11 protein-coding genes and 1 other RNA gene are annotated in these 12,909 nt (G+C 55.8%); 5 read left to right on the plus strand and 7 right to left on the minus strand.

Going from position 1 to position 12,909, the window contains the following annotated elements; genetic code table 11:
- Positions 1-41 precede the first annotated feature (41 nt).
- On the plus strand, positions 42-1,715 hold the full coding sequence (gene recN / locus GPM19_RS06425) for a DNA repair protein RecN (RefSeq protein WP_160418100.1): 1,674 nt from the start codon (positions 42-44) through the stop codon (positions 1,713-1,715).
- 110 nt (positions 1,716-1,825) lie between these two features.
- Here the strand turns inward: recN and fur are convergent, their stop codons facing one another.
- Complete coding sequence (gene fur / locus GPM19_RS06430; protein WP_160418101.1) at positions 1,826-2,278, minus strand: ferric iron uptake transcriptional regulator; 453 nt, start codon at positions 2,276-2,278, stop codon at positions 1,826-1,828.
- 72 nt (positions 2,279-2,350) lie between these two features.
- Here fur and bamE point away from each other — a divergent pair, with 72 nt between their 5' ends.
- Complete coding sequence (bamE, locus tag GPM19_RS06435) at positions 2,351-2,827, plus strand: outer membrane protein assembly factor BamE (protein WP_160418103.1); 477 nt, start codon at positions 2,351-2,353, stop codon at positions 2,825-2,827.
- On the opposite strand, the gene GPM19_RS06440 is transcribed toward bamE, so the two are convergent.
- Positions 2,806-3,129 carry an RnfH family protein gene (locus GPM19_RS06440; protein ID WP_160418105.1) on the minus strand — a complete coding sequence of 108 codons (324 nt, stop codon included), beginning with the start codon at positions 3,127-3,129 and terminating at the stop codon, positions 2,806-2,808. The two genes, bamE and GPM19_RS06440, sit on opposite strands and share 22 nt — an antisense overlap.
- Entirely contained in the window at positions 3,119-3,553 is a 435-nt protein-coding gene (locus GPM19_RS06445; RefSeq protein ID WP_160418106.1) for a type II toxin-antitoxin system RatA family toxin, read from the minus strand. The genes GPM19_RS06440 and GPM19_RS06445 overlap by 11 nt, the downstream gene beginning before the upstream one ends.
- Positions 3,554-3,678: 125 nt before the next feature.
- Between GPM19_RS06445 and smpB the strand changes: the two genes are divergently transcribed.
- The 3 genes from smpB to nhaD all read left to right on the plus strand — a co-directional run bounded on the left by smpB (position 3,679) and on the right by nhaD (position 6,504).
- Positions 3,679-4,170 carry an SsrA-binding protein SmpB gene (smpB, locus tag GPM19_RS06450; protein ID WP_160418108.1) on the plus strand — a complete coding sequence of 164 codons (492 nt, stop codon included), beginning with the start codon at positions 3,679-3,681 and terminating at the stop codon, positions 4,168-4,170.
- Between the two features lie 144 nt (positions 4,171-4,314).
- Positions 4,315-4,695, plus strand: a transfer-messenger RNA (tmRNA) gene (ssrA, locus tag GPM19_RS06455).
- Positions 4,696-5,007: 312 nt separating this feature from the next.
- A complete protein-coding gene (nhaD, locus tag GPM19_RS06460) occupies positions 5,008-6,504 on the plus strand; it encodes a sodium:proton antiporter NhaD (RefSeq protein WP_160418110.1) in 1,497 nt (498 codons plus the stop codon).
- Positions 6,505-6,601: 97 nt separating this feature from the next.
- Here the strand turns inward: nhaD and GPM19_RS06465 are convergent, their stop codons facing one another.
- The 4 genes from GPM19_RS06465 to GPM19_RS06480 form a co-directional block, all read right to left on the minus strand.
- On the minus strand, positions 6,602-8,374 hold the full coding sequence (locus GPM19_RS06465; RefSeq protein WP_319928099.1) for a putative bifunctional diguanylate cyclase/phosphodiesterase: 1,773 nt from the start codon (positions 8,372-8,374) through the stop codon (positions 6,602-6,604).
- 59 nt (positions 8,375-8,433) lie between these two features.
- Positions 8,434-9,762 (minus strand): sensor domain-containing diguanylate cyclase, encoded by a 1,329-nt coding sequence (locus GPM19_RS06470; RefSeq protein WP_227842225.1) that lies wholly within the window; start codon positions 9,760-9,762, stop codon positions 8,434-8,436.
- Positions 9,763-10,069: 307 nt separating this feature from the next.
- On the minus strand, positions 10,070-11,350 hold the full coding sequence (locus tag GPM19_RS06475) for a Glu/Leu/Phe/Val family dehydrogenase (RefSeq protein ID WP_160418112.1): 1,281 nt from the start codon (positions 11,348-11,350) through the stop codon (positions 10,070-10,072).
- A 139-nt stretch (positions 11,351-11,489) separates the two neighbouring features.
- Positions 11,490-12,821 carry a UDP-glucose dehydrogenase family protein gene (locus tag GPM19_RS06480; protein ID WP_160418114.1) on the minus strand — a complete coding sequence of 444 codons (1,332 nt, stop codon included), beginning with the start codon at positions 12,819-12,821 and terminating at the stop codon, positions 11,490-11,492.
- Positions 12,822-12,909: the final 88 nt, after the last annotated feature.

A 12,909-nucleotide genomic window follows, 5' to 3' on the forward strand; every position in this document is an offset into this window, starting at 1 on the left:
CTATCCAGCTGCTCTTATCAGTCTCGGTGCCAGGAGGAAACATGCTCACGCAGCTTGCCATTCAGGATTACGCCATCGTCGACTGCCTTGAACTCGACTTCATGAGCGGCATGACGGCCATTACCGGCGAAACCGGCGCTGGAAAATCCATTCTGCTAGGTGCCCTGGGGCTATGCCTGGGTGAGCGCGCCGATGCCGGCAGCGTGCGTCATGACTGCCCCCGGACGGATATCAGCGCACGCTTTGACATTGCTCATCTGCCTGCGGCACAGGCATGGCTGGAAACCCGCGAGCTGCCCACGGATGATTGCCTGCTGCGCCGTGCGGTAACCGCCAATGGCCGCTCGAAGGCCTGGATCAACGGCCAGCCCGCCACTATCAGCGACCTCAAGGCACTCGGCGAATGCTTGGTCCAGGTACATGGCCAGCACGCGCATCAGGCGTTGTTACGTGAAGATACCCACCTGACACTGCTCGACGACTACGCAGGTTTGGGCAAGGACGTTGACCAACTCACCGAAACCTACCGTCAATGGCAAGCTGCGCGGCGAAGGCTCAAACGCCTCACTCAGGACGACGGTGAGCTGGAAGCCAAACGTCAGCTACTGCGCTATCAGGTCGAAGAACTCGATCAACTGGCCCTGGCAAGCGGTGAATTGGACCTACTTGAAGAAGAGCAGCACACCTTGGCGCATGCCGAAGAGAGCTTACGCGAAACGCAGCTTGCCGCGGATTGCTGTGCCGGCGAAGAAGGCGGCGCGCTATTTCTGCTTAACCAGGCCTTCACGCATTTAAGTGCCTTGCCCGGCGCCGACAAGGGCACGCTGGCCAATACCCTCGCCATGCTGCGTGATGCCCGCATTCAGGTGGAGGAGGCCACCAGCGAGCTTAACCAACTGGCCGCCGCTACCGAGCTCGACCCCGAACGCCTGGCCTGGGTGGAAGAGCGGCTTGGCGATATTCATCGCGTCGCACGCAAGCATCATGTGGCGCCGGAAGAACTCTGTGCGCTGCACGCTCAGCTAAAGACGGAATACCATCAACTCGATAGCGGTGAACAAGACCTGGAAGCATTGGGCGCTGAAATTGCCGCGTTACGCGAGCATTGGCGCGCCCAGGCCAAAAAGGTCAGTACAGCGCGCCAGCAGGCCGCAAAGCGTTTCGGCAAGGATGTTCAGCAGCAACTCGCGTTTCTAGCCATGGACAAGGCCCGCTTCGAGGTCGCGGTCAGCCAACGCGACTCCGCCTGCGCCATGGGCATGGATCACGTTCAGTTTCTTATCAGCGCCAACCCCGGCCAGCCGGCACGCCCACTGGCAAAAGTTGCCTCTGGGGGTGAACTTTCACGCCTGAGCCTGGCCATTCAGGTGGTAGCCGCCACGCATTCGACCATTCCCAGCTTGGTATTCGATGAAGTCGATGTAGGCGTTTCGGGGGCCACGGCGGAAATCGTCGGCAAGCTGTTGCGTCGACTAGGCGATACCGGCCAAGTGATGACCGTCACTCACTTGCCGCAGGTCGCGGCTCAGGCCCACCAGCATGTACATATCGAGAAACAGGCCAAGCGCGACACGACGCTTACGCGCATGGCGGTGCTCGATGAAGGGGGGCGGATCAGTGAATTGGCGCGCATGCTGGGCGGGGTCACGCTTTCCGAACAGACCTTGGCTCACGCCCGCGAAATGCTCCACGCCAGCCAGCGGGCACCTCACTAATTACTTGGTCTGACTTACTTGGCCTGAAACATCGACACCACAAGCGCCCTGGCAGGTCAGGGCCTGCCAGGGCGCTTGCCAAGCAAATGAATCCATTTACTTTCGGTTGATTACTTCTTGTTAACCGGCCCGCTGTCCTGGCGAGTCACATTGGAGCCTCGCGGACGCACATACAGTACCAGCGCATGGTCGACCAGTTCGTAGCCATGTTCTTCGGCAATTTCCTGCTGACGGCGCTCGATGATGGGGTCCACGAACTCGATGATCTGCCCACTTTCCAGGCACACCATATGGTCGTGATGGTCTTCCTGGGTCATTTCGAAGACCGCGTGACCGCCATCGAAATTATGACGAATCACCAGTCCCGCCGACTCGAACTGAGTCAGCACCCGGTAAACGGTTGCAAGACCTACGTCTTCACCCGTATCGATGAGTGTTTTATATACTTCTTCAGCACTCAGATGGTGCTGGCCAGAAGCATTCTCGAGGATTTGCAGGATCTTGACGCGCGGCAGGGTGACTTTCAGCCCGGCTTTGCGTAATTCATGGTTCTGATGGGCCATGGTTGCTCTTCGCAGTGACAGGTTAGGTCGGGTATGATCGACCGAAACCACGATAGTGAAGAACAGGCCCAAATGCAAAAGTTGACTAGAATCGTAACGCTTTCCGTTGCCCTTTCCGCCACTGTGCTGATAACCACAGGCTGTAGCTACTTAGGGGTATACAAGCGGGATTTACCTCAAGGCAACCTGGTGACCCAAGAGATGGTCAGCCAATTACAGCCCGGCATGACCCAGGACCAAGTCACCTACCTCATGGGTAGCCCCCTGCTGCAGGCCCCTTTCGAGGCCAACGAATGGGACTATGTCTTTCGACTCGACAAAGCTTATGAGGGTGTGGAGCAGCGTCGTGTCACCCTGGTATTCGGTGAGGACGGCCGCCTGGAGCAAATTCAGCGCGAAGGAGACTTTGCCGGAGATCTCGAGCTTCCCACGGCTGAAGATCGCGCCCCTGCGAGACAACCTGGCGTTCTGGATGACCCCTTGCCGGAGACACCACGCACAGCACCTGACCCAGAAGCAGTGCCGATCTATGTTCCCGACGAAGAGTAAACAGTCGCCTGGCGCCGTGCGCGTGCCAGGCGGGCCTGTTTAGGGTCAATCAACAGAGGTCGATACACCTCAACGCGTTCACCCTCACGCAATTGATGCGCATCAGGATCGCGCAGCGCCTTGCCGAAAATTCCCAGGGTTGCCTGGGTGAATGTTTCCACCGGCAGTTCCGGGAAAAATTGCGGCAACTGTGCAAGGGCCACCGCCTCGCGAGCGGTGGTGCCTTCCATCACGCGCAAGGCGACGATCCGTTGCTTGTGAGGCAGCGCAAAAGCGACTTCCACGCGCAGTTCAGCGGCCATACAGCTCATCGGCCCGTTGATGAAAAGCGTCGACCAACTGTCCGGCGATCTGCTGAAAAATCTTGCCGAATGCCATGCCTAGCAAACGGTTGGAAAACTCGAACTCCATCTCCAGGCTGATCTTGCACACGCCCTCACCCATCGGCATGAACCGCCAATGACCTTTCAGATGCTTGAAAGGGCCTTTGACCAGCGTCATTTCGATTCGCTCGGGCGACTCCAGGTCATTGCGTGTAGTGATGGTCTGTTCGACGCCCGCGCGTCCCAGGGTCATTTCCCCTATCAGGTGTGTCTCGTCGCGTTCAAGCAAACGCGCTCGCCGACAGCCGGGCAGGAACTCTGGATAATGCTCGAAGTCATTAACCAATTCGAACATTTGTTTGGGGGTGTGCCGCACCAAGGCGGAACGATTGACGGTTGGCATTGACCTCTCCGCTGACTTCACAGTGCCCAAGGCGTATCATGGGAATTATTTTCCAGGCCTTGAATGGTATCACGCCTTCCTATTCAACCAAGGATAGGCAATCGACAGAGCAAACATGAGGTTCCATGGCCACAAAGAAAGGTAAAAACAAGGGTACCGGCACCGGCGTCATTGCCCAGAACAAGAAAGCGCGCTTTGAATATCATATCGACGAGACATTCGAAGCGGGATTGGTTCTGGCGGGCTGGGAAGTCAAAAGCCTGCGTGCCGGCAAGGCACAATTGACCGATACCTATATTCTGATTCGTAATGGCGAGGCCTGGCTGCTGGGCTGTCATATCATGCCGCTGAATACTGCCAGCACCCATGAACTCGCTGACCCTACCCGTACGCGTAAGCTTCTGTTGCATAAAAAGGAAATTGCCAAGCTCTTTTCGATCACCCAGGATAAGGGGCATACCTGCGTGCCGCTCAAACTGTTCTGGAAGCGCAACAAGGTAAAATGCGACCTGGCGCTGGTCACCGGCAAGAAGCTGCACGACAAACGTGCCACGGAGAAAGATCGCGACTGGACACGTCAAAAAGGACGTATCATGCGGGAACAAAACAAGGCATGACGGGTCTATCTTTGCAGGAAACGGCACTCCCGGGGAAAAAGTAGAGAAATGTCCGGGAGTCGACAAAAATGTCGCAGCATGCGGAACCTAATACAGCATCGCTGGTCAATGTAGTACAAGCGCGTTAGAATGGCGCTTGATTAAGGGGGCGACATGGTTTCGACGCCGGTGACAACCCCTGCGGTGCATGCCGAGAGCGTGATGTATCTCGTAAATCCAACATCACGACAAATAGTCGCAAACGACGACAACTACGCTCAGGGCGCGCTGGCAGCTTAATAGCTGTTAGCTTCTTGTCCGGCCCCGAAGTGCTGTGCCCATTCAGCACGGACGGGATACGAGCTAAAAATAATGGGATCGCAGTTGGTGGTGTCTTCGCGCCAATTGCTAAACCTTAAGAAGGCTCGCGTTACCGGATCCTGATCGTCGGAGCCGGTAGCGTTAAAATAAATGACGTAATCTAAGCATGTAGAGCCAATGGGCGAGTGCTGGCGGACGCGGGTTCAATTCCCGCCGCCTCCACCAAACATGTCGACAAATCAAGCACCTACGGGTGCTTTTTTTGTGCCTTAAATTCTATCTTTCTAAAATCCTATTTTCCCCGTTTTTTCAGCCACTCGATTAATCTCTGTCTGACTATCTTTCAGGCATAACAGAACCCTGTCAAAGAAAAAACTACAATTATCAATACGTTTTAATTACTAAAAAAAGACGGAATCAGGGGGTTATGGCTTATTTCCTTTCGGATTTTTTCCATATTGCAGCGCAATATGGCCTGTTAGAATAACGCCGACTTTTCCTCCCCCTACAAACCCATACTTTAGGAAGCTCAACGCCATGCTCACTTTGAGTAATTTCCCCTTCAGGCCCCGACTAGGTTCTCGGCGGTCATGGCTTGCCATGCCCGCTATTCCTATCATTCTCACACTACTGTTTTTCAGCCCTGGCGCTTACGCCGTTACCGGCGACATTGACCTGACCAGTACCGGCATTGGCTTTTTTGCCATTGCCATTTTCGTGCTCGCCTACATGCTGGTGATGGTCGAAGAAAAAATCCATATGCGTAAGTCCAAGCCGGTACTGGTTGCTGCCGGTATTATCTGGGGCTTGATCGGCTGGGTATACGTGCAGAATGGCATGTCGAGTGACTCGGAATATGCGTTCCGGGTTACCTTGCTCGAATTCACCGAACTGATGCTGTTCCTTTTGGTGGCAATGACTTATATCAATGCCATGGAAGAGCGCAAAGTATTTGATGCGCTGCGCTCCTGGATGCTACGCAAGGGTTTCAGCTACCGCACGCTGTTTTGGCTGACTGGCGGCCTGGCCTTCGTGATCTCACCGATTGCGGACAACCTGACCACGGCGCTGCTGATGTGCGCGGTGGTCACCAAGGTGGCTGAAGGCGACAAGCGGTTTATCAACCTGTCTTGTGTGAATATCGTGGTGGCGGCCAATGCCGGCGGTGCCTTCAGTCCGTTCGGAGACATCACCACCCTGATGGTGTGGCAGGCCGGCATGGTCGAGTTTCAGGAATTCTTTGTTCTTTTTGTTCCCTCCCTGGTCAATTTCCTGATTCCAGCGGTGGTGATGAGCGTCTTCATCAAGAACGAGAAGCCCAAAAGCGTTTATGAAGATGTGTGGCTCAAGCGCGGGGCACGCCGCATTGTGGCGCTTTTCCTGCTGACAGTGGCTACCGCGGTCATGTGTCATGTCTTCCTGCACTTACCGCCGGTACTCGGCATGATGACCGGTCTGGGCTACCTTCAGTTCTTCGGTTACTACCTGCGTCGCAGCTTGCCACGCTCCCTGGAACGCAAGCGTGAACGCTACAGCCGCCGAGGCGATAATAAAAAGCTCGAGCAGCTCGGCAGCGTGGTGCCGTTCGATGTCTTCAACCGTGTGGCACGCGCCGAGTGGGATACCTTGCTGTTCTTCTACGGGGTGGTGATGTGTGTCGGTGGCCTGGGCTTCATGGGCTACCTGGGCCTGCTTTCAGAAGCCCTGTACACGGGTTGGAATGCCACCTGGGCCAACGTTGCACTGGGCGTCATTTCAGCGGTGATCGATAACATTCCGGTGATGTTCGCCGTTCTCACCATGGAACCCGACATGTCTCATGGGCATTGGCTATTGATCACCTTGACGGCGGGTGTCGGCGGCAGCCTTCTATCGATCGGTTCAGCGGCGGGCGTCGCGGTAATGGGCCAAGCGCGTGGCTCTTATACCTTCATGGGCCATTTGAAATGGGCACCGATCATAGCGCTGGGGTATGTCGCCAGTATCCTCGTCCACCTGTGGTTGAATGCCGAAACGTTTACCGTATTTGGCTGATTCGCTTAGCTGCTTTCTTCGCGACGTTATCTTCGCTATTTCCCCCACCTTCGTGGTGGGGGGGGGTGTCAAGCAGCGGCCCATGGCAATACCCCGCTTACAGCCGGTTCAGCGAATTCCACCCTTCTCGCCGAGGCCAGCTTCTCAACCATTGGGAGAGCTGGTCAGCGGGCATCGGGCGTGCGATACCGTAACCCTGAGCCAGCCTACAGCCCAGTCCAACCAACGCCTTGGCATGTTCCAGGGTTTCCACGCCTTCGGCGAGCATGGGCCGTTTGAAGCGATTCGCCATATAGATCACGCTTTCCACGATTGCCATGTCATCTTCATCGGTCAACATATCGCACACGAAGCTCTTGTCGATCTTGATCAAGTTGACCGGCAGCTGGCGCAGGTGAGTCAACGATGAAAAGCCGGTGCCGAAATCATCAATCGCAAAACTCACGTCCAATTCCTGACAGCGCGCCATGGTGGCTAACGCGGCCTGAATGTCGTGCATGGCGGCGGTTTCCAGCACTTCCAGTTTGAGCATACCGGAAGGCACCGTTGCGTGGCGCTCCAGCAGCTGCTGGATACGGCTGCTAAAATCCTCGACCAGCAAATGCGTCGGGCTGATGTTGACGTTGATGGGCAGATGAATCCCCTGCGCCTGCCAGCGCTCCTGTTGCAACATGGCTTGCTCCAGCACCCATTCACCCAAGTCCACTTCCAGCAGTGTGGCCTCGATAATCGGCAAGAACATGCCCGGCGCCAGCAACCCTTCTTGCGGATGCTGCCACCGGATCAAGGCTTCCACTCCCACTACCCGCCCGCTACACATCTCGACCTGCGGCTGGTAATACAGGCATAGTTCGTCGTTTCGCAACGCCTCGATGAAGCGTTGACGCTGCTCATGACGCACCTGCAAAAGACGATCCTGGCTCGGGTCGAAAATATGGAATGTATTGCGCCCTCGCTGTTTGGCGCGATACATGGCCTGGTTGGCATGGCGCAACAACACATCGCCCTGGACGTGATCATCGGGGTAGAAGGTTATTCCCAGGCTGGCTGTCAGATTGACGCAATGCCCCCCCACCATCAATGGTTGGCGAATGGCTTCCAGCATGTTGTGGAAGGACGCTTCATCCACCCCGTTATGCAACAACAATACAAATTCGTCGCCACCCACACGAGCCAGAGCGTCGTCACCAAATAAAAGATGGCTGATACGATGCGCAAAGGAGCAAAGCAATAAATCGCTCATGCTCGCTCCGAGACGGTCGTTCACCTTCTTGAAAAAATCGATATCCAGTGAACATACCGCCATGGGCTTTTGGGTAGCCTGCGCATGCTGCATGGATTTTTGAATCAGTTGGGTCAACAATTGTAGATTGGGCAAGCCGGTCAGCGCATCGAAGAATACTTCGCGGCTCAAATGCCAGGCATGAGAGGGAATCGCGGAAAGATCCACCAGCACAATGACATGGTGGCGAATATCGCCCTTCTTATCGCGCACCCGATTGATCGACATCATGCCCGGATATACGTGTCCCTCACGATTCTTGTAACTCACCTGCCCCTTGGTGCGATCATGCAACTGTATCTCCTTTTGCATCACCCGGGCGGTTTGAGCGATCTCCAGCGGCAATATGCTGAATTTTTCCAAGGGTTTACCTAGCACCTCCTCAAGCGTGAACCCAGTCAACTCGGTAAAGGCAGGGTTAACATCAAGCACATGATTTTCTTCATCCGTGAGAATAATTGCTTCATTGGCATGGCAGAACACACTGGCGGAAGCCAGCTCATGCAGGCAAGGCATGGCCAACGGCGGCTCTCGCCTTTTCTTGGAATAAGAGCCACTGTCATTACTTAGGTGTAAAAGTTGGCACATAAACGTTAACTCTCCCTATTGCCCATATCCATGCCATGTGCCGGCTGAGACAAGTGATGTTAACTTTCCTCACAGCTTAACGGTTTCCGACATGCCACCACCTGATTGCGGCCTTGATGCTTGGCTTGGTAGAGAGCCTTATCTGCACGCACCAGTAGCCTATCCTGATGCTCACCGGGCCAGTGTTCAGCAATACCGATGCTGATGGTGATGTCATGCCCGGAGAAGGAGCGATTGGCCACGCGCCGCCGGATGCGCTCGGCAAATATCTCACCGCCCTCCAAGCCGGTACCGCGCAGCAAGACGGTAAATTCCTCACCGCCCCAACGCGCCAGAACATCACTGTCTCGCAGGCAGCCCTTGATGCATACGACCAGCTGCTTGAGTATCTCATCCCCCATCTCGTGACCATGGGTATCATTGACGCTCTTGAAGTGGTCGATATCAAAAATCAACAAAACAAACGTCTCATCGGAGTGGGCCACTTGGGCAACGTGCTCGCTTACAACACGATCAAAGGCCCGACGATTGTAGGCGCCGGTCAAGTGATCGCGTGTCGCCTGGTCTTCCAGTTCGCGCTCAAGAGACTTTCGCTCATCGATATCATGAAATACCGAGACATAATTACGCACACTGTTCTCAGCATCCATCACCGCGGTGATCGATTGCCATAAGGGATAAATATTCCCGTACTTATTGCGGTTCCAGATCTCTCCTTGCCAATGCCCGGTCTCTCGCAAAGCCATCCACATTCGCTGATAAAAGCTTTTATCATGCCGCCCGGACTTGAACAACTTGGGAGTTCTCCCGACCACTTCTTCACTGTGATAGCCGGTAATATCGGTAAAGGCCTGGTTAACACGCTCGATCACCATATCCGCATTGGCAATCAGCGTGGCCTGGCCCGTTTCGAACACCGTCGCCAATAATCGCAGTTCGCTTTCTTGCTGGCGACGCAAGGTGATGTCTTCCTTTACCGCGACAAAGTTGACGATCTCGCCCTCGGCATTCTTGACCGGGGTAATGATTTCCGAGTCCCAATAAAGCTCGCCATTCTTGCGCCGATTAAGCAGCTCTCCTTGCCATACATCCCCGGCTCTCAGCGTTTTCCACATATCTTGATAAACCATATGCGGGGTCATGCCGGACTGAATCACTGCCGGCGTCTTGCCCACCAGTTCCTCACGACTGTAGCCGGTGATGGTGCTAAAACGCTGGTTAACGAATTCGATGACACCCTCGGCATCGGTAATGGCTGTGGCGGTGGGGCTTTGTTCCACCGCCACATAGAATTGCTCAAAGCGTTTTTCCAATGCTTTATAAGCAACATCCAGGTTCGCCTCCGGCGAGGACGGCAAGGATGAAAGGGAAGCCGGCTCAGTCATCATAATGGTTCTCCTGCTACCGATCAGCGTCATCTTTCGCCTGATTGAGATGCAATTTTTATCCTGTTATGTGCATTCATCAAGACGTATGACAAGGTGTGACAAGCGTTGATCATAGCAAAACTAGACAGCGAAAATTACACACTCATGCTTTTTGACCTGTCTGATCACCTCGTCTATCGGCATGCATCAATTTCGCCCGAGATACCATCGGCATCTCGGGCTGTCCTTTACTCCTTGAATTAATCCGCGACAACATCCAAGGCCAAGCGTGATATAACAGCGGTGCCGAAAAATGACAGCGACGGATTTACTGGCACTCCTGGCAGTTGCCGCGTGCCATGATCGCCTCGCTGATACGTTCGATACCTTGGTGATAGGCCGCTTGACGGTAGGTAATGACCTCTTTCTCCGCTCGATCCAGCACTAGGGTGGCGGCCTGCTGCAAGCGCAATGTCATGCGGTTATGCACGTCCGTTTCCAACCAATGGTCGCCGGTGCGATTCTGCACCCACTCGAAATAACTCACGATCACCCCGCCGGTGTTGGCCAGCACATCCGGCAGCACTGGAATGCCGCGCTTGGCCAGGGTTGCATCGGCAGCGCTGGTCAAGGGGCCGTTGGCAATTTCGAGTATCAGGCCCGCCCGTACTTCATCCACGTTATCGCAGTGAATCTGATTTTCTAGAGCTCCCAATGCCAGCACGTCCACGTCCAGGGTCAACAAGGTATCGGGAGGAAAGATCTCGACATTGGAGGCATCACTCACCTTGCCGTTACGCGCCTTGGCTGCCTTGACCTCATTCGGGTCCAGGCCTTGCTCGGCGTAGATCGCCGCGCGGGAGTCCGACACTGCCACCACCTTGTAGCCTTCGGCATGGGCCAGCCGAGCAAAGTGATACGCCGCATTGCCGAAACCCTGAACAGCTATACGGATATCTTGCGGACGGCGCTTTTTACGCTCGACCCATAGATTGAGCACCTGCAACGCACCGCAACCTGTCGCAGCTACCCGGCCACGCGAGCCTCCCAGCGAAATAGGTTTACCGGTAACCGCCGCAGGCGCCTGAGCACGCACGATGTGCGCGTATTCATCCGCCATCCAGCCCATCACCGTGGCATTGGTATTCACGTCCGGCGCGGGAATGTCCCGGTCAGGTCCCATCACATCGGCAATGGCGCGCACGTAACCCCGCGCTAGACGTTCAAGCTCCAACAGCGAAAGCGCCTTGGGGTCCACTTGCACGCCGCCCTTGCCGCCGCCATAGGGCAGCCCGACCACGGCGCACTTGATCGCCATCCAGAAACTCAGGGTGGTCACTTCCTGCTGGCACACCTGGGGATGAAAGCGGACTCCGCCTTTGGCCGGTCCCAGACTGGTGTCGTACTGTACTCGCCAACCGGGAAACACTTTCAGGCTGCCGTCATCCATGCGCACCGGGACGCTAACTTGCAACGCAAGGCTCGGCTGCATCAGCCGCTCCCGAGCATCAGGATGTAGGGCCAGCGCATCGAACACGTCTTCCAGTCGCGAACGCGCATCCTCGAACAGCGCGGTTCCAGTTCCAGGCGTGACGGCATTATCACCCATCACCGAAGCTCCTTTTGTGTAGACACTTTCAGCGTAGCAGTTACCTTTCACAGGACGCACGACAACCCTGCCACTTTCTTCGTGGAAGAATTTTCGACAGATACCGCAAGTTCGGGGAAAAATGCGAAGCGTAAAAGGCCTATCCTTCCGTACTGCTGCGCCCTACACCTAGATAGCGCATTCCGGCTCCTTGTACGGCTTCCGGGGTGTAGAGGTTGCGACCGTCCACGATCACTTTTGCCTTGAGTTGTTCGCTGAGCCAGGCGAAATCCACGCTGCGAAATTCCTTCCATTCCGTACAGATAACCAGAGCATCGGCGCCTTTTACCGCCTGAATGCGATCACCGACGAGCACCAGATCATCGCGCTCGCCGTAGAGGCGGCGACACTCTGCCATGGCTTCCGGGTCGAAGGCTTGTACCCTGGCACCGGCTTGCCATAGCGCTTCCATCAGGGTGCGGCTGGGCGCTTCACGCATGTCATCGGTATCGGGCTTGAAGGCCAGCCCCCAGACGGCGATGGTCTTGCCTTCCAGCTCACCCAAGGCGCTTTCAAGCTTGGTGTAGAGGGTGTGCTTCTGACGTTGATTGACCGCTTCCACGGCACTGAGCAATTGCGGCGTGTAGCCGTATTGGTGGGCGGTGCGTTCCAACGCCTGCACATCCTTGGGAAAGCAGGAGCCGCCGTAACCGCAACCGGGGTAGATGAAGTGATAACCGATGCGCGGGTCGCTGCCGATACCGCGGCGCACGTCTTCTACATCCACCTCCAGGCGTTCCGCCAGGTTGGCGATTTCATTCATGAAACTGATCTTGGTGGCGAGCATGGCATTGGCGGCGTACTTGGTCAGCTCCGCGGCGCGCACGCTCATGAACATCAGCTTGTCGTGGTTGCGGTTGTAGGGGGCATAGCATTCGCGCATGCGCTGCTTGACCCCTTCACTCTCGGTACCCACGATAATTCGTGCACCGCGCGTGAAGTCGTCGATCGCCGCGCCTTCTTTCATGAATTCAGGATTCGAACATACATTGAAGGCGTGGTTGGCGCCGCGTGCTTCCAGCGCCGCGGTAATCTTGGCGGTGACTTTTTCCGCGGTACCCACCGGCACGGTGGACTTGTCGATCACCAGTTTGTAGCCCTGCATGTGCTCGCCAATCGTGCGGGCAACCTCAAGCACGTAGCGTAAATCGGCGCTGCCGTCTTCATCCGAGGGCGTTCCCACGGCGATGAACAAAAGCTCGCCTTCATTGACGGCGGTGGCGGCATCCGAGGTGAAGCGCAGCCTGCCGGCCGCTACATTGTGCGCCACGATACTGCTCAGGCCGGGCTCGAAGATAGGCACTTCGCCGGTTTCCAGCTGGGCAATGCGCTCGGCATTGACATCCATGCAGACGACCTGGTGGCCCACTTCTGCCAGACAGGCGCCTGCTACCAGGCCGACATAGCCGGTTCCGAATACGCTGATATGCATGAGGTTTCCTGTTTGCTGATAGCTGCGTCGAAAACGAGCTTAGCATGCCGGTCAAAAGGAGTTGAGCGCGGCTGAAAAAATACAAGAG

The sequence above is a fragment of the Vreelandella zhuhanensis genome (assembly GCF_009793355.1).
GTDB lineage: Bacteria > Pseudomonadota > Gammaproteobacteria > Pseudomonadales > Halomonadaceae > Vreelandella > Vreelandella zhuhanensis.

Excerpts from the sequence above, each read along its gene's own strand:
- recN (WP_160418100.1), top strand. The coding sequence starts at position 42 with ATGCTCACGCAGCTTGCCATTCAGGATTACGCCATCGTCGACTGCCTT.
- fur (WP_160418101.1), bottom strand. The coding sequence starts at position 2,278 with ATGGCCCATCAGAACCATGAATTACGCAAAGCCGGGCTGAAAGTCACC.
- bamE (WP_160418103.1), top strand. The coding sequence starts at position 2,351 with ATGCAAAAGTTGACTAGAATCGTAACGCTTTCCGTTGCCCTTTCCGCC.
- GPM19_RS06440 (WP_160418105.1), bottom strand. The coding sequence starts at position 3,129 with ATGGCCGCTGAACTGCGCGTGGAAGTCGCTTTTGCGCTGCCTCACAAG.
- GPM19_RS06445 (WP_160418106.1), bottom strand. The coding sequence starts at position 3,553 with ATGCCAACCGTCAATCGTTCCGCCTTGGTGCGGCACACCCCCAAACAA.
- smpB (WP_160418108.1), top strand. The coding sequence starts at position 3,679 with ATGGCCACAAAGAAAGGTAAAAACAAGGGTACCGGCACCGGCGTCATT.
- nhaD (WP_160418110.1), top strand. The coding sequence starts at position 5,008 with ATGCTCACTTTGAGTAATTTCCCCTTCAGGCCCCGACTAGGTTCTCGG.
- GPM19_RS06465 (WP_319928099.1), bottom strand. The coding sequence starts at position 8,374 with ATGTGCCAACTTTTACACCTAAGTAATGACAGTGGCTCTTATTCCAAG.
- GPM19_RS06470 (WP_227842225.1), bottom strand. The coding sequence starts at position 9,762 with ATGATGACTGAGCCGGCTTCCCTTTCATCCTTGCCGTCCTCGCCGGAG.
- GPM19_RS06475 (WP_160418112.1), bottom strand. The coding sequence starts at position 11,350 with ATGGGTGATAATGCCGTCACGCCTGGAACTGGAACCGCGCTGTTCGAG.
- GPM19_RS06480 (WP_160418114.1), bottom strand. The coding sequence starts at position 12,821 with ATGCATATCAGCGTATTCGGAACCGGCTATGTCGGCCTGGTAGCAGGC.